The following is a 26,519-nucleotide window of genomic DNA, read 5'->3' on the forward strand; positions in this document are numbered from 1 at the left end:
AAAAGCAATTAACGACCAGTTTCATCGTTCCATAACAATTTATGTAACTGTAATTGGAAGCGAACAGGGAGATGGTCTTCTAAAATCCATTGCGCTAAATCACGCGCAAGTTGTGGTAAGCGCACAGCACCTTTTTCTACAGCAAAAGCAGGGGAGAACCAAACGGTACTGACTTTATCTTGTAGTTGGTATTGTGCGACCTGTAGTTTTGACCACTCATAATCTTCACGGTTGCAAATCACGAACTTAATCTGATCATGTTGAGTAAGATGATCTAGATTGCTGAGCAAATTACGTTGTTCTTCACCCGAAGTTGGAGTTTTAAGGTCTAAAACTTTAGAAATACGAGGGTCAACTTTAGACACATCTAAAGCACCACTGGTTTCTAAAGATACTTCACAGCCCAGATCTGCTAGACGTTGCATTAACGGTAAGGCATTCGGCTGTGCGAGGGGTTCACCACCTGTCACGCAGACATACGGAGTTTTAAAATCGAGTGTGGTTTGAATAATTTGATCAAGCGATTGGCGTTCACCACCTTCAAAAGAGTAAGTGGTATCACAATAGGTACAGCGTAGTGGACAACCTGTTAAACGGATAAATACCGTTGGCAGTCCTGCTGTATTGGCTTCACCTTGTAATGAATAGAAAATCTCCGTGATGCGTAAGCCCGCAGCCGGATCAGAAACAGGAATAGCTGAAGATCGGAGAGTATTCATAGCACAAGATAACCACAAGATAGAAAAATAAAAATCTCTACGACCATACCTGACCGTAGAGACCGAAAAGCAGTTTGAAAAATTAGTCTTCGCGTAATAATTCGTTCAAGCTCGTTTTAGCACGAGTTTTCGCGTCAACTTTTTTCACGATAATTGCAGCGTATAAGCTGTAAGTACCGCATTTAGAAGGAAGGCTACCAGAAACAACCACGGAACCTGCTGGTACGCGGCCGTAGTGGATTTCACCAGTTTCACGGTCATAAATCTTGGTTGATTGACCAATGAATACGCCCATTGAAATGACAGAACCTTCTTCAACAATCACACCTTCAACGATTTCAGAACGTGCACCGATGAAGCAGTTGTCTTCAATAATGGTTGGGTTTGCTTGTAATGGTTCGAGTACGCCACCGATACCTACGCCACCAGACAAGTGAACGTTTTTACCAATTTGTGCACATGAACCTACAGTTGCCCATGTATCAACCATTGTGCCTTCATCTACATAAGCACCAATGTTGACATAAGATGGCATCAACACCACATTTTTTGCTTGGAAGCTGCCTTTACGTGCAACAGCTGGTGGTACAACACGTACGCCCGCAGCTTTGAATTGTTCTTCAGTCCAACCAGAGAATTTAGTGTCAACTTTGTCGTAGAAACGAAGATCACAAGACTCAATTGGCTTGTTGTCGTTTAATTTGAATGATAACAACACTGCTTTTTTAAGCCATTGGTGAACAACCCATTCGCCGTCGATTTTTTCAGCTACGCGTAATGAGCCATTATCTAAACCTGCAATCGCTTGTTCTACAGCGTCACGAATTTCAGCAGAACAGTCTGCTGCTGTGAAATTAGCACGGTCTTCAAAGGCTTGTTCGATAATTGTCGAAAGCTGAGACATGATCTTCCTTCCAAAAAAATTTTGAAGATTTTACACTATATTTGCCCAAAAATAGATGAAAAATCGTCTTAGCATCGGAATTAATAATTAAGATAGTTCAGTAAAAACCTATGTTAAATTGTATAAGTTTTTAAACAAATAAGTGTTTGCAAACTATATTTTATGAAATATGTATCAAAAGTTAACAAAAACTAAGCAAATCGTTCATAAAAAGCACCGATGTTCTGGTCTAGCATGAGTTCATCAAAACAACTTCACGATTAAAAGTTTAATCTTCTGAGGAGACCAGCAATGAAAAAATTAAGTTTAATTGCAATTGCAACAACAATGACCGCTTTTGCAGGGACTGCAATGGCAGAAGAACCTGTAATTAATGATGGTCGTGTTTCTAATCAGCTTATTCCTACTTCTGTGCGTGCTGAAGCAGGAACGACTGGATACGGTGGCGCAGTCACTTGGACCGCGAACCCGTATGTTGGCGTAACTCTAGGTTACAATGGTGGTGATGTTTCTTGGTCAGATGACTTGTCTGTTGATGGCGTAAAATACGACATGGACATGAAGAATAACCTTACATATTTAAATGCTGAAGTACGTCCTTGGGGCACAAGCTCGAACATGTGGGCAAATTCACTCTATATGGCAGCAGGTGTGGGTTATGTCGATAGTGAATATACGCTCAAATCTAAAGCAGGTAGCGGTAATATCGAGATTGATGGGACTCCAACCAGTTTTGAGTCTGTGACAGGTAAAGTTAGCTATAACAATGACATTGCACCTTACTTAGGTCTTGGTTTTGCACCTAAAATCAATGACAAGGTTGGTGTGTTTGGTGAGGTAGGTGCTTACTACACAGGTAATCCACAAGCTAGACTGACAGGTGTCGGTGGTACAGCAGCGGATCAGGCGTTATTGGCTGAACACGAACGTAATGTCGAAAATGACGATAAATATGAGTGGATGCCAGTGGCGAAACTCGGTGTAAGTTATCACTTCTAAGAGATAATCTTATTCTAGAAAAACGGGCTAAATGCCCGTTTTTTATACATTCATACAATATCAGCTAAAAGTGATGTCCGATTTTTCCACCAAATACCCATGCATCATTTTGATTCACTGAATATAAAGTAGCAAGTTTGGTGTTCTCTCCCGCATGCGCTACAGTTTTGGCTTTGTTAAAGCGTAAATACTGTGTTCCTAAAGCAAAGAAGGACTGAGGTTGCCAGTAATAGAGGGCGCCTAGACCAACTCCATAGTAACCGTCGACAGGACTTAAGGTCGAAGCTGTATTACCGTTCCCTGAGTCCCAGCTCATATCAAGAGTAGAGACCCAGCGCGAACTGAATTGATGCGCAATGCCAATTTTTCCAGACCATTGATCTTCTTGATATTGAATCATGTTAAAAGAAGCAATTTCAGGGGCATATTGCGCTGCACTTTCAATAATGGCGGCAAACTGAGTCGGCTGAATGATGTAGTCACTCCAATTCACCCAGCGCAGTGAAGCATACAACAGATTTTGGGGTGAAAGTCCTGTTTGGAAATCCAGATTGACTGAAGAGGGTGTTTCTATTGTAGTTTTCTTTGCTGTCGTCAAGTGAATAGGCTGGTTCTGAATTGATTCATTTACATGCACTTGATGTTTAATTGCCGAGCGATAGGTTAGGCTACTGCGTAATGCGTATTTTGGAATTTGATAACTTAGACCTGCAAGCCAACCTAGGGCATGATCCTTTTCAAACTCGGCGCGGTATCCATTTAAAAAATAGAAACTTTGTCCAAACACATCTAAGTTGCCTTCAAAGCTTTGTATGCCGAGACCTGCATAAATTTGCCACGAAGGATTAGGCTGATAGCCAAATAGGCTAGTTATATTGTGACTGTCAAAATTGATATCTGTAGCTTCAATCTCAATCGGTCCAATCACGGTATTGGGGCGATAAAGGTATTGGATATCGACACCAAAGGGTTGATCAAAGATGAGACCGAATGAAACTTTCGGATGAGGCTGAAATTTTAAAGCAGCCTGTACAAAATTACGGTTTTCCACAAAGTTTCCAGTGGAAAAGTCAGTGACCCCAATTTCAGCCAATTCAGCTTGATTTTGGACTTGACCTGAAATATCTGCATTTAAACGGGCGAAGGTTAATTCGGCATAATTGCCTTTTTCAAAAAAAGGCCAAATGGATTGACCAGACAACTCCATGCCACCCGCTTGCAATGTGGGGGGAATAAAAATAACTATAGATGTAAATGTTCGGATCACCCACATATTAAAATACTCTGAATTATTATAAAAAGAGGTTTTGTTTTGGTGTGCGAGTGATTGTTATTGTGTGGAATTCTACAGAGTGAAGCAAGAGGTTTATGTCATTCACATTTTTGTGAATAGCACATTTGAGCATTGTAGTGTTGAGTTGATAACATGGAGGTAATACAGTGCATTACCTCCATGTTGATAGTTATTCTTCAGGATATGCGACTTTTTTCAAAGCTTTAATATCAGTTTCTGGTGAGCAAAGTGAAATAAACTCATAACCATAACCACGCAGTAAATGCCCTTTACGTACTGCAAGCCATGTGGTGTTTACACCAAAAATATCAGTTTGAATTTGCTTTAAGCGATAATCACGCTCAGCGTCGTAAGCAACATTATTGACAATACCAACGCCCATACCGAGTTCAACATAGGTTTTGATGACATCGGCATCCAGTGCAGACATGACAATATCGACATCGATATGGGCATCTTCAAATGCTTTATCAATTTTAGAACGACCCGTGAAACCACCGTGATAAGTAATTAATGGGTAATGTGCTAAATCAGCCAATTCAATGTTTTCTTTTTGCGCTAGCTCATGTTGTTGTGGGGTAATAATGCAGTGCTGCCAGTTATAAAATGGCACACTGGCCAAATTATCTTCAGTAGTCAAAGATTCTGTAGCAATACCGATATCCGCTTCGCCTTGTAACAACATTTCCGTAATTTCAACAGGGCTGGCTTGTTGCAAAATAAGGTGAACTTTAGGAAATTCTTTTTTAAATAAGTTCACAATTGGCGGCAGGACATAACGCGCTTGGGTGTGCGTAGTAGCAATGGTCAAAGTCCCTTCATCTACTTTATTAAAATCGTCGGCTAAACGTTTAATATTATCGGCATCGACCAACATCCGCTCCACAATGCCGAGTAAGGCTTGTCCTGGTTCTGTTAATCCCAGTAGACGTTTACCCTTACGAATGAATAATTGAACCCCTAATTCATCTTCTAAGTCTTTAATATGTTTACTTACCCCAGATTGAGAGGTATATAAGGCAGCAGATGCTTCGGTCAAGTTGAAGTTCTGTCGCACTGTTTCTCGAATAATTCTGAGTTGTTGGAAATTCATTTCTCTATACCTTAAAGCGGGTGAGGTGTTGATGCCTCACCTCTATGTCTCTATGCGACTTGATTTTCGAATAAGTGTAATGCAGTTGCACTCAACCAAACAGTTTGATTTGGTCTAAATTGGTGTAATTTTGACTCTTCTGGGCTGAGTGTGATTTCAATCAGGTTGCCCTGACGGTCTTGTAACTCGGCCAAGACTTTGCCTGCAATCCAAATTTCACGTAAGAATGTGGCTTGAATTGCATTGTCTTGGGGTTGGGTATGAATGCGTAATTCATTCGGACGTGCAAAGGCAATGACATTGCCATGTGGCACATGTTGAGCAGCATCTAACTGAATACGGTCTTCACCCAATTGAATAATGCCTTGATGATTGTGACCTTCAAATCGGTTGGCTTGACCTAAAAAGTCAAAGACAAACGGTGTGGCAGGTTTTTCGTAGACTTCGCGAGGCGAACCAATCTGTTCGACATTGCCTTTGTTCATTACCACAATTTGATCGGCAACTTCTAGCGCCTCTTCCTGATCGTGCGTCACGAAAATTGAAGTAATGTGCAATTCGTCATGTAAGGTACGTAACCAACGACGTAGTTCTTTACGTACTTTGGCATCGAGTGCACCAAAAGGTTCATCCAGCAACAATACTCGTGGCTCAACCGCTAAGGCACGGGCCAAGGCAATACGTTGACGTTGTCCACCTGAAAGTTGAGCAGGATAGCGGTCTGATAAGAAACCAAGCTGAACCAAATCCAGTAAACGGGTAACACGTTTTTTAATTTCTGCTTCCGAAGGGCGTGTTGCACGTGGACGAACTCGTAAACCAAAGGCAATATTGTCAAAGACAGTCATATGACGGAATAGGGCATAGTGTTGGAATACAAAGCCAACTTGACGCTCTCGGACATGTACATCAGTGGCATCTTGACCTTCTAAAATCACCTGTCCACCATCTGCCGATTCTAAACCCGCAATAATACGGAGCAGGGTGGTTTTACCGCAACCTGAAGGACCAAGCAAAGCCACCAATTGACCTTCTGGGAAATCTAAAGAAATATTTTTAAGTGCATGGAATGCACCAAAGTTCTTTTCAATGTTTTTGACTTGAATACTCATGGGGACATTCCTATTTAAAGACTTGAACTGCTGTTACTTTTGTTTTGCTTTTCCTGACGATATTCAACCCAAGTTTTCAAAATCAAGGTAACAATCGCCAATAGAGCCAATAAGGAGGACACTGCAAAAGCCGCACTAAAGGTGTACTCGTTATAAAGAATTTCGACATGCAAGGGTAAGGTGTTGGTTTCTCCACGAATGTGTCCTGAAACTACAGATACCGCGCCAAACTCACCCATAGCCCGTGCATTACACAGAATTACACCGTAAATCAGACCCCATTTAATGTTTGGCAGGGTGACTTTCCAGAAGGTTTGCCAACCTGAAGCGCCGAGAACCATTGCAGCTTCTTCTTCCTCAGTACCTTGTGCTTCCATAAGCGGAATAAGCTCACGTGCCACAAAAGGAACGGTAATAAAGACAGTTGCAAGTACAATCGCTGGGACTGCATACAGAATTTTGATGTCATGGTCGAGTAACCAATTCCCTATCCAACCTTGCGTACCAAAAATTAGTGCCAGCATTAAACCTGCAATAACGGGTGAAACAGAAAATGGCAGATCAATTAAGGTGGTTAAAATAGATTTTCCACGGAAATTAAACTTAGCGACCGACCATGCTGCCGCTACGCCAAACACTACATTTAATGGAACTGCAATTGCCGCTGTAAGTAAGGTAAGTTTGACCGCAGACAAAGTGTCTGGATCGACTAGAGCCTGAATATAAACTGCAATCCCTTGCTTAAAGGCTTCTACAAAAACCAGAATAAGCGGAAGAATTAAACAGCTTAAGAAAAAAATTAAGGCAATGCTCAGTAAAGTGTAACGGACCCAAACAGGTTCACGAGTGGCGTCACGAGACTGTAGGCGTTCAGCAAAGGCATTGCTGTTGGTAACTAAGCTCATATTGCATTTCTCCCTGTACGACGACTTGCCCATGCTTGTAATAAGTTAATTAAAAAGAGTAGTGCAAATGAAATTAACAGCATGACCACAGCAATGGTGGTTGCACCAGCATAATCATATTCTTCCAAACGAGAGATAATCATGAGGGGTGCAATTTCAGTTTTGAACGGTTGATTACCAGCAATAAAAATGACAGAGCCATATTCGCCAACACCACGTGCAAATGCCAAAGCAAAACCTGTGAGTAGCGCAGGGAATAAAATGGGTAAAATAATTTTAGTCACAATTTGCAGACGATTCGCGCCTAATGCAGATGCTGCCTCTTCGAGTTCTGTTTCTAGGTCACTTAATACAGGTTGAACAGTACGAACTACAAAAGGAATGCCAATAAAAATAAGCGCAAGCGTAATCCCGATAGGGGTATATGCCACTTGAATACCTAAAGGATCGAGATATTGTCCAACCCAACCTGTAGGTGCATAAAGTGAAGTTAACGCGATACCAGCCACCGCAGTGGGTAAGGCAAAAGGCAAATCGACCAAGGCATCGACAATGCGTTTACCAGGAAAACGATAACGAACCAAGCACCATGCCAGTAATAAGCCAAAAACAACATTAATGATCGCTGCTAAGAGTGCAGTAGTAAAGCTGAGTTGCAAGGCTTTTAAGATACGTTCAGAACTTAAAATTTCCCATAAGCCAGACCAACCAATATCTAGAGATCGAATAAAAACTGCTGAAAGTGGAATCAGTACAATTAAAGATAAATAGGCGAGGGTAAAACCTAGCGAAAGTCCAAACCCTGGCAGCACTCGGGATCGCTGCGACATGACAATTCCTCAAAATGTGAGAATACTGATCAAATAAAATCAGTAAAATAATCAGTAAATTAAATTATGCAGACCCTAGAGTGCATAGTTCAGAAAATGTGGATAATCATCAGACAGACGCATTCGAGACATTGAGCGTTCAGGAATCAGGTAGTCATAAATTTCAGGAAATGGTCCAAAACCTGATGCAACATTAATATGTCCCACTTGACCTAAATTCACTGGTTGCAGCTTCCAGCTACGTGCCAACTGTTGCGCATCTTCAAAGCTTAACCATGGATCATTTTCACTAATGAGCAAGGTTGTAGGCACCTGAATCTTCAATTGGTGAAAGAATGCTTGATAATCAGTTTTACTGTCACGTGCGAAACCCGCTTCGCCAAATCGGGCAGGATTGGCAGGTGCAACTAAAATCAACTTTTTCACATGCTTGTTTAGCTCAGGATGCAATGCTAATGCCGCCACTGTCGTTAAACAGCCAAAGCTATGTGCGACGATTTGTACATCACTTTGAAGAGGGCGCAGAGTTTTCGTAAATTGCTCTACCCAGTGATTAAGGACAGGTTGGTTCCAGTCAGTCTGATTTACACGGGAGCTAGACATGAGGTTACGTTGCAACCAAGATTGCCAGTGTTGTGCTTCACTACCACCTACACCCGGTACGATTACGGTATGAATCATGACGTTGCTCCTGTGTAATTAAAATAACGGTTTATTTTGCGCTATTGATTTTCACGATTTGATCGAAAATACCGCCGTTGTCAAAATGCTGTTTTTGCACTTTGCTCCAACCACCAAATTCTTTATCAATTGTCACCAGTTTTAATGGTTTGAAGGTTGTTGAGTATTTTTTCAGTACGCTTGCATTACGTGGACGGTAATAGTTCTTCGCTGCGATTTCTTGTCCTTGAGGTGAATACAGGAAGTTCAGATAACCTTTCGCAAGATTTAAATTGCCATCTTTTTGCGCATTCTTTTCAACAATCGCAACAGGAGGTTCCGCTAAAATAGATAAAGATGGTGTGATAATCTCAAATTTACCGGGTTGTTCACGTACAGCGAGGTGAGCTTCATTTTCCCAAGCCAGTAATACATCTCCGATTCCGCGCTCAGCAAAAGTTGTTGTGGCACCACGGGCACCTGAGTCGAGTACTTTGGTTTGTTTGTAAATTTGACGAACAAACTCTTGTGCTTTGGCATCAGAACCATATTTGTGTTTAGCCCATGCCCATGCCCCTAAATAGTTCCAACGTGCACCACCAGAGGTTTTTGGGTTCGGTGTAATAATGTCTACACCTGGCTTAACCAAATCGCCCCAATCTTTGATTCCTTTAGGGTTGCCTTTACGAACCAAAAACACGATAGTTGATGTGTAAGGGGTCGAGTTTTGTGGGAATTTCTTTTGCCAATCTTTCGGGAGTAAGTTGGTTTTGTCTGCAATCGCATCAATATCGGCTGCCAAAGCTAACGTAACAACGTCGGCATCTAAGCCATCAATAACGGCACGTGCTTGTTTGCCTGAACCGCCATGAGATTGTTTGAAGTTAATGTCTTGACCTGTACGGCTTTTCCAATATTGTCCAAACTGTTTGTTAAAGTCTTCATAGAGTTCACGTGTCGGATCATAAGACACATTTAGGAAATCCTTTGCCGAAGCATGTACTGCTGTAATTGAAATGAGTGCAGCAACAACCCCGAGTTTAAGTGTAGAAAAACGCATTTTCAGACCTCAATAATTCTAAATGTTCGTTAACATGAGCAAAGAATAGCGTTGTGTTTTTTGCAAAAAAAATAATAAAAAACGAATTTGATATGAATAAAAAAGAAATAAGTTAGATAATCTAGTCCCTAAACTACAACAGGATCTTTGGGGGTAGTTATGCTTTGTTTTAAGAATGCACAGGAAGTTACGAACGTCACCTTACTTGATCGTGCTTTTCATTATGGCGATGGCTGCTTTACGACTGCACGAATTGTGAATAATCAGATTGAGCTGGAACGCTTACATTACGCGCGTTTACAGTTGGCATGTGAACGTTTATCACTTCATGCAAATTTAGATTTGATTGCTGAAACTTTAGTAGAAATGCAACAAAGTTTTGGGTGTCTAAATGGGACTTTAAAAGTTGTCATTAGTCGCGGTGATGGACAACGCGGCTATAGTCTGCCCGATCATGTTGCTGACGTCTGGGTGTTCTTCTATCCACAAACTGTTGAGACATTTCATTACCAGAAAATTCAGTCGGGTATCTTGCAGCGTGTTATGGGATTGAGTATGCCAAACTTGGTGGGCATAAAAACTTTAAACCGTTTAGAACAGGTCATACTTAAACAAGAAGCCGATCAACAGGGGTTGCTAGAGGCTTTGGTGTTGGATGTACAAGGCTCAGTTGTCGAAGGGATAAGCAGTAATTGTTTCTTTCGCATAAATGACACATGGATTACGCCTGAACTTCGTTATAATGGCGTGCATGGTGTCATGCGTGCTGAAATTCTTCGTCGTATGCAGCAGCAAGATATTCCATGCGAACAGCGTTTGGTGAAATCGGAAGAGATAGTAAATATACAAAGCCTATTTTTCTGTAATGCCTTGCAGCCCATGAAAATTGCCACAGTGTTAGATCAGCAAACATTAATGGTTGAACCCTGCATTGAACTTTTTAATACCCTAGAATTGAATCAGATAGCCTAATTTTATTATGAGCAGTAAACCAAAACCGAAAAAAAAGCCTGCTAAAAAAGGCAAACCAACAGCAACATTCTCCGCTAAAAAATGGGGAATTTTTATTGGGCTATTTCTAGCTGTTGTCATAGGTATTCTTTGGTCAAGTTTATTTAAGACCTATCCAGTTGAAGGGAAAAAACAGCTTTTAGCCATTGGTCAGGGGGATAGTTACTCAGGTTTGATTGATCGACTGTCGAAAGAAAATAAGATTTATTTTCCTATCATTTTAAAGCTTTATCAAAAAATCATGATTCACGAGAGCTTAAAAGCTGGTGTTTATGAAATTGATCAGGGTATGAGTGTACGTCAGGTTTTAGAGTTTATTTCTAACGCTGAAAATGCGCAGATGAATCGTGTTTTGGTCATTGAAGGCACCACCTTTAAACAACTGGTAGAGCAATTACGACAAAATCCACTGGTAAAAAAAGAGGTTTCAAACTTGCCTCAGGCTGAAATGTTGCAAACCTTGAACATTCCTTTTTCACATCCTGAAGGTTTATTTGCACCAGACACCTATTTCTTTAATAAAGGTGAATCGGACAAGAAAATTTTGACAGACTTGTACCGCCGTCAAATGAAAAATCTCGATCAAGCTTGGGAAAATCGTGCTCCGAATCTACCCTATAACAATAAATATGAAGCGCTGATTATGGCGTCTATTATTGAAAAAGAGACCAGTTTGGACAGTGAACTACAGCAAGTTTCAGGTGTCTTTGTACGTCGTTTGCAAAAGGGTATGCGTTTACAAACAGATCCAACCGTCATTTACGGAATGGGAGATCGCTATAAAGGCAATATTACCCGCCAAGATTTAAGAACACCGACTGCTTATAACACTTACACCATGAGTGGCTTACCCCCAACGCCTATTGCTTTACCAAGTAAAAAAGCAATTGAGGCAGCAATGCATCCAGATGACTCCAACACGATTTATTTTGTTGCTACGGGTAATGGTGGTCATAAATTTAGCGCAACCTTGGACGAGCATAATCGCGCTGTCAAAGAATATTTATCCGTATTAAAGTCGAAGCAGGAGTGAAGCATGTTTATTAGTTTTGAAGGCACAGAAGGTGTCGGGAAAACCACTCTCATTCGTAAAATTCATGAGCATTTTCAACAGCAAGGTAAAGATGTCGTTCTGACGCGTGAGCCAGGCGGAACGCCAATGGCTGAGCAAATCCGTAGTCTACTTCTAGCGGTGAATCATGATGAATCAATGTCAAATGATACAGAGTTATTGTTGATTTATGCTGCACGTGCGCAGCATTTACAACAAGTCATTGTCCCAGCCTTGCAAGCAGGTAAAACTGTTTTATGTGACCGTTTTACTGATGCAAGTTTTGCTTATCAATGTTCAGGGCGTGGCTTGGATCAAACTAAATTAAATTTATTAAACGATCATTTTGTCTCTCATATGCCGAATATTACCTTCTGGTTAGATGCTCCAATTGAAACTGGCATGGCACGTGCGCGTGAACGTGGTGCTTTAGATCGTTTTGAACAAGAGAAAGTCAGCTTCTTTGAAAAGGTTCGTACAGGTTATCAAATGCTTTGGGAACAGCAACCTGAGCGTATGAAACGTTTAGATGCAACGCAGACACCAGAACAAGTTTTTGCCCAAGCTTTGTCATATTTGGTGTAATAGTTGATCAATTTTCCTAGTGTCGATCACTGAATAATCTTTTATAGTGGTGATCGAATAGGGAAGACGGATCATAATAGGCAATGAATATGCAGAGTAAACAAGCTGAAATTATTCAGTTTTTGATGCAACATTTTCCGCAAAGTTTGGAAAAATGTGAGATCGAATCCATTACGGAACGGGCAGCAACAGTCATTTATCATATTGATGATCGAGATTTGCGTCCTGGTGGTACGGTTTCAGGACCGACCATGATGACGGTTGCAGATTATGCTTTGTATATTGCAATACTGGGTGAAATTGGGATTGTCGGGCTAACGGTTACCACCAATTTGAACATTAACTTTTTACGAAAACCCGCTGCTTCGCAAGACCTACGTGGAGTATGTAAACTGATGAAAGTTGGCAAATCTCTTATTGTTGGCGAAGTCTGGATCTATTCAGTGAATGAAGATGAACCTGTAGCACATGTGACGGGAACATATTCTGTTCCACCTCGGCGCACAATTATATAACGACTTATTTGATTTATTGTACTTATTTAAATTTGATGGTTTAAAAGGCAGGTACAGTTCAAAATAACTGTACCTGCCGTATTTTATTCAGCATTCACTAAAGGTGTTTCAACTTGAAAGTTTGGAGGAGTGAGTACTGTTTTGCGTAGTTCGGGTGCCAATTCAGGATAGTCTAAAGTGAAATGTAGCCCGCGAGATTCTTTGCGTTCCATAGCACATCGAACAATCATTTCTGAAACTAACACCAAGTTACGCAGTTCAATCAGGTTTTTACTGACCTGATAGTCTTCATAATATTCCGTGATTTCACGCTTGAGCATTTCAATACGGTGTAAGGCGCGCTGTAAGCGTTTGGTGGTACGGACAATACCTACATAGTTCCACATGGTTTGACGTAATTCATCCCAGTTCTGCAAAATGACGACATCTTCATCGGGATTCATAACTTGCGAATCATCCCATTCTGGAACTTGAGGCGAGCGATAGTTTTCAACATAATGTGATTGAATATGTGCAGCAGCACTCATGCCGTAGACGAAGCATTCGAGCAGAGAGTTACTCGCCATACGGTTAGCGCCATGTAGTCCTGTATAAGAAGTCTCACCAATCGCGTATAAACCGTGGATGTCAGTTTGACTATGCTCATCAACCACCACGCCACCGCAAGTGTAATGTGCAGCAGGCACCACAGGAATCATTTCCTTAGTGATATCAATGCCCAATTCAAGTAGACGAGCATACAACGTTGGGAAATGCTCTTTTACGAAGGCTTCTGGCTTATGTGTAATGTCTAACCAGACATGACGGATACCTAAACGCTTAATTTCATAGTCGATAGCACGCGCAACAATATCACGTGGAGCCAGTTCAGCACGTTCATCAAAACGCAGCATGAAACGCTCACCATCAGGCAATCTTAAATAAGCCCCTTCGCCACGCATCGCTTCGGTGATGAGGAATGAGCGAGCTTGCGGATGGTATAAGCAAGTAGGGTGGAATTGGTTAAATTCCATATTTGCCACGCGGCACCCTGCACGATAGGCCATGGCAATCCCATCACCAGTAGCGATGTCAGGATTCGAGGTATACAGATAAGCTTTCATTGCTCCGCCACATGCCAAAGCGGTAAATGGTGCGAGGAAAGTATGAACTTGTTCGGTTTTCTCATCGAGTGCGTATAGACCAAGGGCACGATTATGTGCTTCGTCTAGACCAAGTTTTTGCGAAGTAATTAAATCTATCGCGATAAAGTTTTCAAAAATCGTAATATTGTCTTTTTCTTGCGCACGTTGTACCAACGTGGTCGAAATTGCACGCCCTGTCGCATCGGCTGCGTGAATAATACGACGTTGTGAATGACCACCTTCACGGGTTAAATGTAACTGCGATTGTTCATCTAAAGTGAACTGCACGCCATTATTAAGCAGGAAATCGACAGAAGGTTTGCCGCCTTCAACGGTTTGTTTGACTGCATCAAGTTCACATAAATGTGCACCTGCAATCATGGTGTCATCAATATGCTGTTGAATGGAATCCGTTTCATCCAGAACAGCGGCAACCCCACCTTGTGCATAATAAGTGCTGGCATCGGTTAGGGTTGATTTTGCTAAAACTGCAATGTTGAAATGATGAGGTAATGACAGTGCTAAACTTAAACCTGCACCACCACTGCCCACAATAATCACATCAAATTGATGCGTTGAGCTTAAATTAGACATTTCCATCAGCTAATTTTAAAAAAAGTTTGGTAATGACAACGCTTTTTGCGATAAAAGGCAAGTGTAAAATAGTCGAGTGCTCATCAGAAAAAGCAATTAACTTCCTATAACTTAATCTAAAAATAAGTACTTGTTTTGCTAAAACATAATTGAACATATTATTACGCAAGAATAACGAGTTTTATGATAAAAAATTTTTGTGTAATACGTAACAATAATTGAGTGAATGAGTTTTATGAAAAGTGGCTATTTACAAAAAGGAATGTATGCTGCGGTTTTTACAATGGTGGCAGTACAAACTCAAGCCGCACCAGCAGTGGATTTTTCAAATTTAGTTGAGCAAGTTAGTCCTGCGGTTGTGAGCGTGAATGTGGTCAAAAAAATGACCCAAGAAGAAATTATGCAGCAACAAGTACCAGAGATCTTACGTCGTTTTTTTGGTAATCAAGTCATAATTCCACAGCAGCAAGTTCCACAAGAAAAAACGGCTTATGGCAGTGCATTTTTTATCAGTAAAGATGGTTATTTGTTGACGAATCATCATGTAGTCGAAAATGCTTCAAAAGTCACGATTATGATGAACGATCGTCGTGAACTAGATGCAACGGTCATTGGTAGTGATGAACGTACTGATGTGGCATTGCTCAAAGTCAAAGGTAATCAATTTCCTGCATTAATAACGGGGAATGTAGATCAACTTAAAGTGGGTGAACCTGTATTGGCCATCGGTTCGCCGTTTGGCTTTGATTATTCGGCTTCTGCTGGGATTGTCAGTGCTAAAATGCGGAATATGATGGGTGAAACATCGGTTCCATTTATTCAAACGGATGTTGCCTTAAACCCTGGTAACTCAGGTGGACCATTATTTAATCAGCGTGGCGAAGTGGTTGGGGTCAACTCGCGTATTTTTAGTGGAACAGGTGGCTATATGGGCTTGTCTTTCTCTATCCCAATTGATGTTGCTATGGATATTGCAGACCAGTTGAAGAAGAATGGTAAAGTAACGCGTTCTTATCTGGGCGTTATGATGCAGGATATTGATCGTAACTTGGCAGAATCTTACAATTTACCAAAACCTGAAGGTGCCTTAATTACCGATGTAACACCAAATTCACCCGCAGCAAAAGCAGGTCTAAAAACAGGTGATATTGTGTTGAAATACAATGGTGCAGCGATTTCACGGACCTCAGAACTCCTCAATTATTTAAACCGTTCTGTACCAAATCAAACTATTCAACTTGAAATATTGCGTGATGATAAAACCCGTAATATTTCTGCAACCTTAACTACAGCCCCAGATGATACACCTGCTAAAGTAGATCAGGGCGCAGAAAGTGCTGGGCCAAAAATTGGGGTAGCAATTCGTGATTTAACACCTGCTGAATTAGCACAACTGAACATTAAAGGTGGTGTATTGATTCAAGACGTCATGCGTGGTGGGGTGGCGTCTCAAGCACGGATTCTACCAGGTGATGTCATTACCCAATTGAACAATACAACCATCAATAATTCGAAAGAGTTCATCAAAACAGTTTCAGGTTTAAAGAAAGATAGCATTGTGCGTGTTTCACTGATTCGTGAAGGACAGCGTGCTATTTTAGGGATGCGTATTTAACTGTTTTATGTGAAATCATGACATGAACTAGTAAAAGCCAGTCTATTCAGTTTAGACTGGCTTTTTTGACTGATGTTCGGACAGTCAAATCAGCTTAAGTGTGAAAAACATATACATGGTTTTTAAACATGAATGTAACCATGGACAGGACGAATAAATTAATGAGCGCGATTTTTGATTTAAATTTGACGGTAAAGCCAGAACATATTGATGTTTTGGGGCATGTGAATAATGTAGTTTATGTACAGTGGATGCAGGATGTTGCAACAGCACATATTGATCAGCTAGGTTTAGGCATTCAACAGTATTTAGAACTCAAACATGCCATGGTTGCAGTCGAGCATCATGTGCAATATCGAAAAGCAGCATTATTAGACGACCAAATTGTCTTACGTACATGGCTAAGTGACATCAATAGTATGTATTTATTTCGTCAATATGTTTTTTACCGACCAGCCGATCAAGCTGTGCTATTTATGGGGCAGACTAAATGGGCATGTGTTGAAATTGAAACAGGAAGACCTAAACGTATTTCGCCGACATTTTCGCAAGCGTATCAACCCTTAAATGATCAGATTAATCCATTAGATTTTTCACATAGCTATATGGTTTAAAAGCCGATTGGCACAAGTTTGAAAAATGTACAGGCTTAAAAACCTGAACGTTTAAACGAATTTATCACTTTTTCATTTTTGCAATCTGCTATAATCGGCAGCAATTTGTTTAACCGCTTACGCTTAGTACCTCAGCTTTGTACTTGGCACTATTTTTTTCTTAAGGTAACTCATGGCGCAAGCTAAAAAATCCGTTGATATCAATAACATCCGAAATTTTTCGATTATTGCTCACATTGACCATGGTAAGTCAACTTTGGCTGACCGTTTTATTCAAATGTGTGGTGGTTTACAAGATCGTGAAATGCAAGCCCAAGTTTTGGACTCAATGGAGTTAGAACGCGAACGTGGGATTACCATTAAAGCGGCTTCTGTGACCTTATATTATACGCATCCAAACGGGCAAGAATATCAATTGAACTTCATTGATACCCCAGGACACGTAGACTTTTCTTATGAGGTGTCTCGTTCTTTAGCGGCTTGTGAAGGTGCATTGTTGGTTGTAGACGCTGCACAAGGTGTTGAGGCTCAATCGGTTGCAAACTGCTATACCGCAATTGAACAAGGTTTAGAAGTTTTGCCAATTTTGAACAAAATTGATTTACCGCAAGCAGAACCAGAGCGCGTTATTCACGAAATTGAAGAAATTATCGGCATTGAAGCGACGGATGCCCCAACTTGTTCTGCAAAAACTGGCTTGGGTGTCGAGGGTGTACTTGAACGCTTAGTAGACGTGATTCCAGCACCTGTGGGTGATCGTGATGCGCCTTTACAAGCTTTAATTATTGACTCTTGGTTCGATAACTATCTAGGCGTTGTATCTTTAGTTCGTATTAAACAAGGTCGTATCCGTAAGGGCGACAAAATGTTGGTTAAATCGACAGGTCAAACTCATCCAGTAACTTCAGTGGGTGTATTTAATCCTAAGCATACGGAAACAGATATCCTTGAAGCTGGTGAAGTAGGTTTTGTAATTGCGGGTATTAAAGATATTTTTGGTGCACCGGTAGGTGATACCATCACGCTTGCAGCAACCCCTGAAGTTGCTACTTTACCGGGTTTCAAAAAGGTTAAACCACAGGTTTATGCAGGTCTGTTCCCGATTGATTCAAGTGATTTTGAACCGTTCCGTGAAGCATTGCAAAAATTACAAATCAATGATTCGGCATTGTTCTTTGAACCAGAAAGTTCAGATGCCTTAGGCTTTGGTTTCCGCTGTGGCTTCTTGGGCATGTTACATATGGAAATTGTTCAAGAACGCCTTGAACGTGAATACGATCTTGATCTGATTAGTTCTGCGCCTACGGTCGTGTACGAAGCATTAACCAAAAAGGGTGAAATAATTTATATCGATAGTCCATCAAAAATGCCTGATGGTTCAACGGTAGAAGATTTACGTGAGCCAATTGCTGAGTGTCATATCCTTGTACCGCAAGAATACTTGGGTAATGTGATGACCCTATGTATTGAGCGTCGTGGTGTGCAAAAGGACATGAAATTCTTAGGTAATCAAGTCTCGATTACTTTTGAAATTCCAATGGCTGAAGTCGTAATGGATTTCTTTGACAAGCTTAAATCATGTTCACGTGGTTTTGCATCGCTAGACTATAACTTCGTACGTTTCGAAAGTTCATCTTTAGTTAAGGTTGATGTCTTAATTAACAGTGAAAAAGTAGATGCCTTGGCTATGATTTGTCACCGTCAAGATGCTCGCCATCGTGGCATTGCATTAGTTGAAAAGATGAAGGATTTGATTCCACGCCAAATGTTTGATGTCGCAATTCAAGCTGCAATTGGGGCACAAATTATTGCGCGTTCAACTGTAAAAGCGATGCGTAAAAACGTATTAGCTAAATGTTATGGTGGTGACGTTTCACGTAAGAAGAAACTTCTTGCTAAACAGAAAGAAGGTAAGAAACGCATGAAACAAGTGGGTAGTGTAGAAATCCCGCAAGAAGCGTTCTTGGCTGTGTTGAAAGTAGAAAGATAAGAATTAGAGGTTGTTTAGCTCATGGATTTTGATTTTAATTTAATACTCGTGCCTGCCACCCTGATTTTTTTCTTGGTGTGGTTACTAGATAAGTTTGTATTAAAACAAAGACAAACTAAGGGAAGGGGTAATGAAAACTTCATTATTACATGGGCTTATGACTTCTGGCCTGTATTGGCGGTGGTTTTGGTTTTACGCTCATTCTTGTACGAACCATTTAATATTCCGTCAGACTCTATGGTGCCAACTTTAGAGACAGGTGACTTTATTCTAGTAAATAAGTTTGACTACGGTGTGCGTTTACCCATTGTGAATAAGAAAATTCTCGAAGTTGGTGAACCAGCACGTGGCGATGTTATTGTCTTCCGTTATCCACCACAACCGACTATTAGCTATATTAAGCGTGTTGTGGGTTTGCCAGGTGACCATATTATTTATGATCATGGTCAGTTAACGATTAATGGGAAAAAAGTTGCGAAAGTTCCAGTGGAATTTAGTCGTGAGAAAGATGCCTTAGATACACCGACCTCTATTTATCATAAGGAAACTTTGGGCGAACATACCTTTACCATGCGTGAGTTGGAAGGGGTGAATGTTGCTCGTCAAGCACCATTTATTAATTATATTGAAAATGGTAAATACTCAACTGAAAATGGTTTATATTGGGAAGTGAAAGTTCCTAAAGGGCACTACTTTGCGATGGGGGATAATCGTGATCAAAGTGCTGACAGTCGTTTTTGGGGATTTGTACCTGAAGAGAACTTAACTGGGCGAGCATTCTATGTTTGGATGCATAAAGAGCCTGGCTTTAAACTGCCGTCGTTTAGTCGTAACGGCAAAATTGATTAATTGACCGAAATGGAAAATAAAAAATGCGTCGAAATCAAAAAGGTGCATCATATATTGGTATTTTAATTGCAGTTATAGGCTTTGCTTTTTTAGCAAAGGTTGCCATTGCAGTTTGGGGACCCTATTGGGATGATCGTGTGATTGATAGTCAGATTACAGAATTACTGCAAAGTAGCCCTGCTGATACCAGTCCATCGAAATTTTCAAGCGAAATGGGGCTACGTTTAGATATGAACAATGTTCGCGATATTAAATTTGAAGACATTGCTCAAGTGACCAATATTGATGGTTTGCAAGTGAAAAAGAGTTATGAGGTAAGAAAGCCTTTCTTACTGAATATTGATTTAGTGTTAAAGTTTGAGAAAAGTTTTGATCAAAGGTCAGCCCAAACTAAGTGATATTCGCTTGGTGAATCGTATTGGTTATCAGTTTAAGCAAGCTGAGTTACTTCAGCTTGCTTTAACGCACCGTTCGGTAAGCCATAAATATAATTACGAACGCTTAGAGTTTCTAGGTGACTCGTTGTTAGGAATGATTATCGCTAATTATTTGTACCATGCTTATCCACATGAAAATGAAGGTCGTTTGACGCGTATGCGAGCGACCTTAGTTCGGCAAGAAGCCTTAGGTAAAATCGCAAATGATTTAAAACTCAGCACCAGCTTAATTTTAAGTACAGGTGAGTTGAAGTCTGGTGGGCATCATCGTGAGTCGATCTTGGCAGATACGGTTGAAGCGATTATCGGTGCAATTTATGTGGATTGCGCTGACTTAACTGTATTAGAGCGTATCGTGCTAAAATGGTATGAACCTTACTTAGATCATATCGAACCGACAGATCAACTGAAAGATCCTAAATCAAGATTGCAAGAATATTTGCAAGCACGTAAGAAGCCGCTTCCTATTTATGAAGTGGTCGATATACAAGGGGATGCGCCTAACCAACATTTCAAGGTGAATTGTACGGTTGAGGGCTTACCTCTATTTAAAGGTGAAGGTTCAAGTCGTCGTTTTGCAGAGCAAGCTGCAGCGGCGGATATTTTAAAACTTTTGGAGCAGTAATCTGCCATGTCAAATTCTTCCGATCACAACGATGCTGATCACGAGTCGCAAAGCGACACTAATGATTTAATTAGCCAGTTTTTTAGTGAACAAGGCACTACCATTCCTTCTGATTTCAGAAGTGGTTTTGTTGCAATTGTTGGTCGTCCAAATGTGGGTAAATCTACATTGATGAATCACTTACTGGGACAAAAACTTTCAATTACTTCACGTAAACCGCAAACTACGCGCCATAAAATTGTCGGTATTGATTCACGTGAAAAATCTCAGGCGGTGTTTGTTGATACCCCAGGGATGCATAAAAAAGAAGTACGTGCCATCAATAAAATGATGAACCGTGCGGCTTCTTCTGCATTGCGTGACGTAAACTTGGTCATGTTTGTTCTTGATGCAGACAAGTGGACTCAAAACGATGAACTTGTTTTGGAAAAACTTCAAAATGCAGAAATGCCAGTGATTTTAGTGATCAATAAAATTGATACACTTGAAAATAAAAATCATGCATTACCCTTGATTCAAGAGCGTGCAAAGTTAATGAATTTTGCTGAGATTGTTCCAGTTTCTGCACTTCGTGGGGCAAACTTGGAGCATCTACGTGACACAATTGAAAAATATTTACCTTTCCAGCCGCCAATGTATTCATTGGATCAATTAACAGATCGTTCTGAGCGTTTCTTGGCTTCGGAAATTATCCGTGAAAAAATTATGCGTCAGCTCGGTGAAGAGCTTCCGTATGATTTAACGGTTCAAATTGAATCATTCCGTATAGAAGATGCTGTTGTACATGAAAAAACAGGCAAACTTAAACCTGCATGTACTTATATTGATGCGACAATTTTTGTGGATCGTCCAGGACAAAAAGCAATTGTGATTGGAGAAAAAGGTTCAAAATTGAAGAAAATCGGTATGGATGCCCGTGTCGATATGGAAAAAATGTTTGAACAAAAGATCATGTTAACGCTTTGGGTGAAAGTGAAAGGTGGTTGGTCTGACGATGAGCGAGCACTGAAAAGCTTAGGTTATAGTGATATCTAAGTCTTCATAAAACAAATCTTATAGGGATAGTGTTATGGTCAAAGTATTTGCAGTTATAGCTTGTGTGTTGTTTTTGCAAGGTTGTATCTACAAGATCGTTACTGTCCCTGTAAAGATTGCTTATAAAACCACAAAAGGCGTGGTGAAAGGAACCGCAGCAGTGGTTGGTGCTGTTATCCCAGATGGGGATGATGAGGACAGCGAAAAGAATGATAAAGATAAGAAAGATTAGTTAATTTCTCATGCGTAACGAAGTACTGCATGGTTATTTAATTCACCATAGAAAATACCGTGAACGTAGTCATATTGTGCATTTATTTACCCAAGAGCATGGGCGAGTTGATGGTATTTTAAGACAAACTCCAGCTCCACAATATCAACCGTTGCGTCTACAAGCATCAGGAAAGTCTGAACTCAAAAATTTCAGTAAATTGGAAATTATGCATCATCCCATTTTCTTTTTTGGCGATGCTTTTTTTTCAGGTTTTTATCTAAATGAAATTTTATTACGCTTATGTCCGCTCGAAGTGGAAATGCCTGAAACTTTTCGGCAATATTCCGCAACCATTCAGCATCTACAAACACTCAATAATCACGCTAATCCAGCACTATTTTTAAGACAAATCCTACGCCAATTTGAACATGCATTATTAGAGGAATTGGGTTATCCACTTGATTTTACAATTGATGCAAATCAAGAGGCGATTCAAGTACATCAAAACTATGCTTTTCAGTTAAATGATGGCTTTATTCCCACTGTTCGGGCTTCATCTTCTACGCTGTTGGGTGAACAGATTCTGAGTATGCAGGATTATGAAAGTGGTAGGGAATTTAACCTAGAACAGTTACAATTATTGTCGAAGCTGTATAGGCAAATGATTACATCCTTGTTGGGAGATCGACCGTTGAAAAGTCGCCAGCTTTGGATTCAAAACACTCAATCTAAAACATGATTAGGAAAAAATGATGGCTGCTTTGCTTGGTGTAAATATTGACCATGTTGCAACTTTGCGACAAGCACGTGGAACAACGTATCCGGACCCAGTTAATGCTGCTTTAATTTGTGAGCAAGCGGGTGCTGAAGGAATTACACTGCATTTGCGTGAAGACCGTCGTCACATTCAAGATGATGATGTGCGTCGTATGCGTCCAGTATTAAAAACTCGTATGAATTTGGAGCTTGCTGTAACGCCTGAAATGATTGCATTTGCGAAAGAGATTCAGCCACAGCATGTGTGTTTTGTACCAGAAAAGCGTCAAGAAGTAACCACGGAAGGTGGGCTGGATGTGCTTGGTCATTTTGAAGAAGTAAAAGCGGCGACACAAGAACTTATTGCTATAGGCTGTGATGTTTCGCTTTTTATTGATGCAGATTTTGCCCAAATTGATGCTGCTGTTGCATGCGGAGCACCAACCATTGAAATTCACACAGGGGCTTATGCAGATGCTGAAACGCCTGAAGCACAGCAATATGAGTTGGATCGTATTGTGAAAGCTTCGCGCTATGCCGCCGAAAAGGGGTTGGTGGTGAATGCTGGTCATGGCTTAAATCTAGAAAATGTTACCCCGATTGCACAAATTCCTGAGATTCATGAATTGAATATTGGTCACTCTCTAATTGCAGATGCTGTATTTGTTGGTTTGGCGCAAGCTGTGCAAGAAATGAAAGCAGTGATTAAAGCTGCACGTTAATTATCTATTTTAAGATTCAAATATGTCGAATATAAATTACGATGAACTAATGAAGCCAGTCATTGGCTTCTTGGGTTGTACTACGCCACAAGCTTGGTTGGATGAAGCATTGAATCATCTTGAGATTCTGATGCAAGACCATGCCAATTGTGAAAAAAAAGCAGCAGGTACTGCAATGAACCTGATGTTTCGTTACAGCTTCTTTACGGATCTTCAAGTGAAGCTGGCTCAATTGGTGCGTGAAGAAATGCTGCATTATGAGCAAGTGCTTGAGTTTATGAAGAAGCGTGGTCAAGCGTGGTCAAACTTAAGTGCTGGGCGTTATGCGGGTGGATTGCGTAAGGAAGTTCGCACTTATGAACCAGAAGCCTTAATTGATATTTTGATTATTGGAGCTTTTGTAGAGGCACGTTCTTGTGAGCGTTTCTATGCACTGGCTCCGCTTGTGGATGATGAGTTAGGGCGTTATTACCGTTATTTACTTAAATCTGAATCACGGCATTTTGAGGATTATTTGACTTTGGCACTAGATGTTGCACGAACAGGAAAATTGAAGGATCCTGAAGAAGATATACAGCAACGCATTGAACATATTCGTGAAGTTGAAGCAAATCTGATTCTATCGTCTGATGAAACTTTCCGCTTCCATAGTGGTATTCCAGCCATAGTTGCAGCGTAACGTTAGATCATGGTGTTTCAACTGGATGAACCACCATGATTTTACTGAATCTTTTTTTTAATCAGGTTTGCGGAAAAAAAGTCCAATACCAATCAAAAAAATAAGACCAGTTTGCATGAAAAAGGCAGTATTAAATCCTGCATAAAATTGCTGTGCATAGCCTGCAATCATCAAGGCTCCAATCCCATAAAAAAGCATGTATAAGGGTCTAGAGAAAGCATAAAGCACACCAGATAAGCTAAGAAAAAAACATCCTATAGTCATGTAGTGCAGATCCCAAATGACACTATGGACGGCAAATAATATACAGACCAATAATCCAATAGAAAGATTCCGATAACTTTGAAACCCTCTGTCAATACGATAGAAATAAGCGACAAGTAAGGGAATGAAAAGTAATAACAATGGAAAATAAGTTAGCTTGTTACGTCCTAAAAAGAAGCTTGAAGGCTTGGAGGTAATTGGGTTTTCATTAAAGCTTAATCTAACCCAACCATTTTGATAACCTTTGGGTATTTGGGCATTCACTAAAAATTGTAATTGTTGCGCGTGTACAACAGGAAGTACATAGGCATCGCTATGTCCATAAAAGTACCAAGATTGATTGGTTTGGATAGCTTGATAGTCAGTGTTATTTGCTGTATTGAAGTTAAAAAATGGAGTAGGGGTAGATTGAGATGATAAGGATGTACAGGCTTGTATTAATGTCCCATTGGTACAGATAGGTAGGACATAAAATTCAGCATCTTTACGAGAGCTCTGTTGACCACCAAAATCCAAATAAAAATGGAGTTGGCTGCTTTGATTATTAAATGTAGTGGATGGGCTAAGCCAAGCACGATCTCCTAAACTTTTGGTTAATTCATTCAAGTTCAAATTAGTTTCAATTACATTTGAGTCAAATTGACCTATAGGAATAATCCATTGTTGTGTGGTTGGAATGGGTTGATTGGTCAGAGCATCATATAGCAATGGCGGGGTGTTACTTAGTTGTTCGACTTTACCTTGTGGATGACAACTGACTAAGACAAGACCGATCAGAATAAGAAAGCTGATGAGCACAATGCTGAAAATTTTGAGCCTGCGCAAGGTTGAATGGTGTGTCGAATTCATATACTGAACTTTTTATAAAGAATATAAGATATTTTTTTCATTATTTAGGCATAAAAAAGCCCGCTTTAATGCTGCGGGCTTTTTTGTATTTGGCTCTCCAACCTGGGCTCGAACCAGGGACCTGCGGATTAACAGTCCGTCGCTCTACCGACTGAGCTATTGGAGAATCTGAGTGCGATTATAAGCAGATTTTAAAGTAGGTCAAGCATTACTAGCATAAAAAGAGAGATTTTAAAGTTGTATGTTTTATATTTGAGCAAACAAAAAGAATTTATATAAAAAAAGCGCTTTTGACTTGTACTTTGAAAAAAGCGTTGTTAGATTAATTAAAGAAAGTTGTTGAGGTGTAAACCTTAACAGTGTGGATTTAAACCAACTTGCCAGCACTAAAATGGCTAAATCGGAGTAAGCGAATGAATACGCTCAGCATCCCTGAAATTTTTTCTCAATTCTCATATTATCAAGAAAACTATTTATCTTTAATTCAGCAGCCAGAATTATATTACACGGCTGTAGAAGGTGCTTTTGTATCTGTACGACCATTTGCTACGGTGCAATTATATTTAGGTGATTTATTGCAACTGTGGTTTTCAGAAAAGTGGTTGGTTGAATCTGAACGTGAAAGTTGGATTGCAACATATTTTTCTGAGCAGACCGAAGCGCAAGAACGTGTTTATATTTATGCTTTAGAAGGCAAACTCTGGTCTAAGTCATTACAAGCTCAAGCTTGGTCGAAATCACAGCATGCGTCATGTACTATTCAGCTAGAACGAACTCTGAAATATTATTGCTATTACAAAGCTTTAACTGCACCACAGTCGAAATTAAAATCTGTGCAAAAAACCTTTCATCATGCTTAATTTAATATTATTGCACAACACCAAGGGGTGTTGTGCAATAGCATTTACGCGCGAATAATCATGCATGTGGCTGTCGCATGCGCATAGAGTTTTCCTTCTTCATCTATGATTTTTCCTTCAGAAATCCCCAAATTCTTACTCATGTTGATGACCGTTCCAATCGCAATGAGTTCTTTATTTTGAGGAATTGGACGGCACATTTTAATATTAAGATCGATGGTGCCATAGCCGACACCTGCCTCAAGCATAGTGTGAACTGCACAACCTGTTACTGAATCAAGTACTGTTGCTGCAAAGCCACCATGTACGCCACCTAAGGGGTTTAAATGGCGCTGATCTGCCTTGGCTTTAAAATGAATGCTACCAAGTGTGACTTCATAGGGTGCCATAGGGATCGTTTCACTGATACTCGGTGCAGGTACTTTTCCAGCACACATGGCTTCGAGCAACTGTAATCCAGTCATTTCTTTTATGTTCATTTGCAATCCTTTAATTTATCAAGTTCTAAAAAGGAACTATATGGTTAAGATAATAGTGAGCGCAAAATGAAGTCA

At 40.3% G+C, this 26,519-nt stretch carries 29 protein-coding genes and 1 tRNA gene; 17 read left to right on the forward strand and 13 right to left on the reverse strand.

Annotated elements, in window-relative coordinates; genetic code table 11:
* Positions 1 to 8: 8 nt before the first annotated feature.
* Both queE and dapD read right to left on the reverse strand, forming a co-directional pair.
* Positions 9 to 719 carry a 7-carboxy-7-deazaguanine synthase QueE gene (gene queE, locus F4W09_RS01355; RefSeq protein ID WP_044739961.1) on the reverse strand — a complete coding sequence of 237 codons (711 nt, stop codon included), beginning with the start codon at positions 717 to 719 and terminating at the stop codon, positions 9 to 11.
* Positions 720 to 801: 82 nt separating this feature from the next.
* Complete coding sequence (gene dapD / locus F4W09_RS01360) at positions 802 to 1,623, reverse strand: 2,3,4,5-tetrahydropyridine-2,6-dicarboxylate N-succinyltransferase (protein ID WP_016166858.1); 822 nt, start codon at positions 1,621 to 1,623, stop codon at positions 802 to 804.
* Positions 1,624 to 1,914: 291 nt separating this feature from the next.
* Between dapD and carO the strand changes: the two genes are divergently transcribed.
* The gene (gene carO / locus F4W09_RS01365) at positions 1,915 to 2,622 is read left to right on the forward strand and encodes an ornithine uptake porin CarO (RefSeq protein ID WP_151503773.1); all 708 of its coding nucleotides are present in this window, start codon (positions 1,915 to 1,917) and stop codon (positions 2,620 to 2,622) included.
* 64 nt (positions 2,623 to 2,686) lie between these two features.
* Here carO and F4W09_RS01370 read toward each other — a convergent pair whose 3' ends face one another.
* The 7 genes from F4W09_RS01370 to F4W09_RS01400 form a co-directional block, all read right to left on the reverse strand.
* Positions 2,687 to 3,895 (reverse strand): OmpP1/FadL family transporter, encoded by a 1,209-nt coding sequence (locus F4W09_RS01370; protein ID WP_151503774.1) that lies wholly within the window; start codon positions 3,893 to 3,895, stop codon positions 2,687 to 2,689.
* Between the two features lie 190 nt (positions 3,896 to 4,085).
* Entirely contained in the window at positions 4,086 to 5,009 is a 924-nt protein-coding gene (locus tag F4W09_RS01375; RefSeq protein ID WP_016166855.1) for a CysB family HTH-type transcriptional regulator, read from the reverse strand.
* A 50-nt stretch (positions 5,010 to 5,059) separates the two neighbouring features.
* Positions 5,060 to 6,121, reverse strand: coding sequence for a sulfate/molybdate ABC transporter ATP-binding protein (locus F4W09_RS01380; protein ID WP_016166854.1), 1,062 nt, complete (start codon positions 6,119 to 6,121; stop codon positions 5,060 to 5,062).
* Between the two features lie 14 nt (positions 6,122 to 6,135).
* The gene (gene cysW, locus F4W09_RS01385) at positions 6,136 to 7,026 is read right to left on the reverse strand and encodes a sulfate ABC transporter permease subunit CysW (RefSeq protein ID WP_151503775.1); all 891 of its coding nucleotides are present in this window, start codon (positions 7,024 to 7,026) and stop codon (positions 6,136 to 6,138) included.
* On the reverse strand, positions 7,023 to 7,856 hold the full coding sequence (gene cysT / locus F4W09_RS01390) for a sulfate ABC transporter permease subunit CysT (RefSeq protein WP_016166852.1): 834 nt from the start codon (positions 7,854 to 7,856) through the stop codon (positions 7,023 to 7,025). Before cysT ends, cysW begins: the two co-directional genes overlap by 4 nt.
* 75 nt (positions 7,857 to 7,931) lie before the next feature.
* Positions 7,932 to 8,537: an alpha/beta hydrolase gene (locus F4W09_RS01395; RefSeq protein ID WP_044739966.1), complete on the reverse strand. Its 606-nt coding sequence runs from the start codon at positions 8,535 to 8,537 to the stop codon at positions 7,932 to 7,934.
* 31 nt (positions 8,538 to 8,568) lie between these two features.
* The gene (locus tag F4W09_RS01400) at positions 8,569 to 9,576 is read right to left on the reverse strand and encodes a sulfate ABC transporter substrate-binding protein (RefSeq protein WP_151503776.1); all 1,008 of its coding nucleotides are present in this window, start codon (positions 9,574 to 9,576) and stop codon (positions 8,569 to 8,571) included.
* Positions 9,577 to 9,735: 159 nt separating this feature from the next.
* On the opposite strand from F4W09_RS01400, the gene pabC reads away from it, so the two are divergent.
* The 4 genes from pabC to F4W09_RS01420 all read left to right on the forward strand — a co-directional run bounded on the left by pabC (position 9,736) and on the right by F4W09_RS01420 (position 12,738).
* On the forward strand, positions 9,736 to 10,548 hold the full coding sequence (gene pabC / locus F4W09_RS01405) for an aminodeoxychorismate lyase (RefSeq protein ID WP_151503777.1): 813 nt from the start codon (positions 9,736 to 9,738) through the stop codon (positions 10,546 to 10,548).
* Positions 10,549 to 10,555: 7 nt separating this feature from the next.
* Entirely contained in the window at positions 10,556 to 11,620 is a 1,065-nt protein-coding gene (gene mltG, locus F4W09_RS01410; RefSeq protein ID WP_151503778.1) for an endolytic transglycosylase MltG, read from the forward strand.
* A 3-nt stretch (positions 11,621 to 11,623) separates the two neighbouring features.
* The gene (tmk, locus tag F4W09_RS01415) at positions 11,624 to 12,223 is read left to right on the forward strand and encodes a dTMP kinase (protein WP_151503779.1); all 600 of its coding nucleotides are present in this window, start codon (positions 11,624 to 11,626) and stop codon (positions 12,221 to 12,223) included.
* An 89-nt stretch (positions 12,224 to 12,312) separates the two neighbouring features.
* The gene (locus F4W09_RS01420) at positions 12,313 to 12,738 is read left to right on the forward strand and encodes a PaaI family thioesterase (protein WP_044739977.1); all 426 of its coding nucleotides are present in this window, start codon (positions 12,313 to 12,315) and stop codon (positions 12,736 to 12,738) included.
* An 83-nt stretch (positions 12,739 to 12,821) separates the two neighbouring features.
* Here the strand turns inward: F4W09_RS01420 and nadB are convergent, their stop codons facing one another.
* Entirely contained in the window at positions 12,822 to 14,462 is a 1,641-nt protein-coding gene (gene nadB / locus F4W09_RS01425; RefSeq protein WP_171492372.1) for an L-aspartate oxidase, read from the reverse strand.
* A gap of 229 nt (positions 14,463 to 14,691) precedes the next feature.
* On the opposite strand from nadB, the gene F4W09_RS01430 reads away from it, so the two are divergent.
* The 11 genes from F4W09_RS01430 to F4W09_RS01480 all read left to right on the forward strand — a co-directional run bounded on the left by F4W09_RS01430 (position 14,692) and on the right by F4W09_RS01480 (position 23,992).
* On the forward strand, positions 14,692 to 16,071 hold the full coding sequence (locus F4W09_RS01430; protein ID WP_151503781.1) for a Do family serine endopeptidase: 1,380 nt from the start codon (positions 14,692 to 14,694) through the stop codon (positions 16,069 to 16,071).
* Between the two features lie 161 nt (positions 16,072 to 16,232).
* Positions 16,233 to 16,685 carry an acyl-CoA thioesterase gene (locus F4W09_RS01435; protein WP_151503782.1) on the forward strand — a complete coding sequence of 151 codons (453 nt, stop codon included), beginning with the start codon at positions 16,233 to 16,235 and terminating at the stop codon, positions 16,683 to 16,685.
* A 172-nt stretch (positions 16,686 to 16,857) separates the two neighbouring features.
* Positions 16,858 to 18,675, forward strand: coding sequence for a translation elongation factor 4 (gene lepA / locus F4W09_RS01440; RefSeq protein WP_104441738.1), 1,818 nt, complete (start codon positions 16,858 to 16,860; stop codon positions 18,673 to 18,675).
* A 21-nt stretch (positions 18,676 to 18,696) separates the two neighbouring features.
* Positions 18,697 to 19,524 carry a signal peptidase I gene (gene lepB / locus F4W09_RS01445; protein WP_016166841.1) on the forward strand — a complete coding sequence of 276 codons (828 nt, stop codon included), beginning with the start codon at positions 18,697 to 18,699 and terminating at the stop codon, positions 19,522 to 19,524.
* Between the two features lie 23 nt (positions 19,525 to 19,547).
* Positions 19,548 to 19,922, forward strand: coding sequence for a DUF4845 domain-containing protein (locus F4W09_RS01450; RefSeq protein WP_151503783.1), 375 nt, complete (start codon positions 19,548 to 19,550; stop codon positions 19,920 to 19,922).
* Complete coding sequence (gene rnc, locus F4W09_RS01455; RefSeq protein WP_016166839.1) at positions 19,894 to 20,586, forward strand: ribonuclease III; 693 nt, start codon at positions 19,894 to 19,896, stop codon at positions 20,584 to 20,586. Before F4W09_RS01450 ends, rnc begins: the two co-directional genes overlap by 29 nt.
* Before the next feature lie 6 nt (positions 20,587 to 20,592).
* A complete protein-coding gene (gene era / locus F4W09_RS01460) occupies positions 20,593 to 21,621 on the forward strand; it encodes a GTPase Era (RefSeq protein WP_016166838.1) in 1,029 nt (342 codons plus the stop codon).
* Between the two features lie 34 nt (positions 21,622 to 21,655).
* Positions 21,656 to 21,853: an NF038104 family lipoprotein gene (locus tag F4W09_RS01465; protein WP_104441740.1), complete on the forward strand. Its 198-nt coding sequence runs from the start codon at positions 21,656 to 21,658 to the stop codon at positions 21,851 to 21,853.
* Between the two features lie 10 nt (positions 21,854 to 21,863).
* Positions 21,864 to 22,574, forward strand: a complete 711-nt coding sequence (recO, locus tag F4W09_RS01470) for a DNA repair protein RecO (RefSeq protein ID WP_016166836.1) — start codon at positions 21,864 to 21,866, stop codon at positions 22,572 to 22,574.
* Between the two features lie 13 nt (positions 22,575 to 22,587).
* On the forward strand, positions 22,588 to 23,313 hold the full coding sequence (gene pdxJ, locus F4W09_RS01475) for a pyridoxine 5'-phosphate synthase (RefSeq protein WP_104441741.1): 726 nt from the start codon (positions 22,588 to 22,590) through the stop codon (positions 23,311 to 23,313).
* A gap of 22 nt (positions 23,314 to 23,335) precedes the next feature.
* Positions 23,336 to 23,992 carry a MiaE family protein gene (locus F4W09_RS01480; protein ID WP_151503784.1) on the forward strand — a complete coding sequence of 219 codons (657 nt, stop codon included), beginning with the start codon at positions 23,336 to 23,338 and terminating at the stop codon, positions 23,990 to 23,992.
* 57 nt (positions 23,993 to 24,049) lie between these two features.
* On the opposite strand, the gene F4W09_RS01485 is transcribed toward F4W09_RS01480, so the two are convergent.
* The gene (locus tag F4W09_RS01485) at positions 24,050 to 25,105 is read right to left on the reverse strand and encodes a hypothetical protein (RefSeq protein ID WP_151503785.1); all 1,056 of its coding nucleotides are present in this window, start codon (positions 25,103 to 25,105) and stop codon (positions 24,050 to 24,052) included.
* Positions 25,106 to 25,195: 90 nt separating this feature from the next.
* Positions 25,196 to 25,271: transfer RNA gene (locus tag F4W09_RS01490), tRNA-Asn, on the reverse strand.
* A 247-nt stretch (positions 25,272 to 25,518) separates the two neighbouring features.
* On the opposite strand from F4W09_RS01490, the gene F4W09_RS01495 reads away from it, so the two are divergent.
* Positions 25,519 to 25,965, forward strand: coding sequence for a hypothetical protein (locus F4W09_RS01495; protein ID WP_151503786.1), 447 nt, complete (start codon positions 25,519 to 25,521; stop codon positions 25,963 to 25,965).
* 44 nt (positions 25,966 to 26,009) lie between these two features.
* On the opposite strand, the gene F4W09_RS01500 is transcribed toward F4W09_RS01495, so the two are convergent.
* On the reverse strand, positions 26,010 to 26,444 hold the full coding sequence (locus tag F4W09_RS01500; RefSeq protein ID WP_044740236.1) for a PaaI family thioesterase: 435 nt from the start codon (positions 26,442 to 26,444) through the stop codon (positions 26,010 to 26,012).
* Positions 26,445 to 26,519 lie beyond the last annotated feature (75 nt).

It is taken from the genome of Acinetobacter tandoii, assembly GCF_008867985.1.
Taxonomy (GTDB): domain Bacteria; phylum Pseudomonadota; class Gammaproteobacteria; order Pseudomonadales; family Moraxellaceae; genus Acinetobacter; species Acinetobacter tandoii.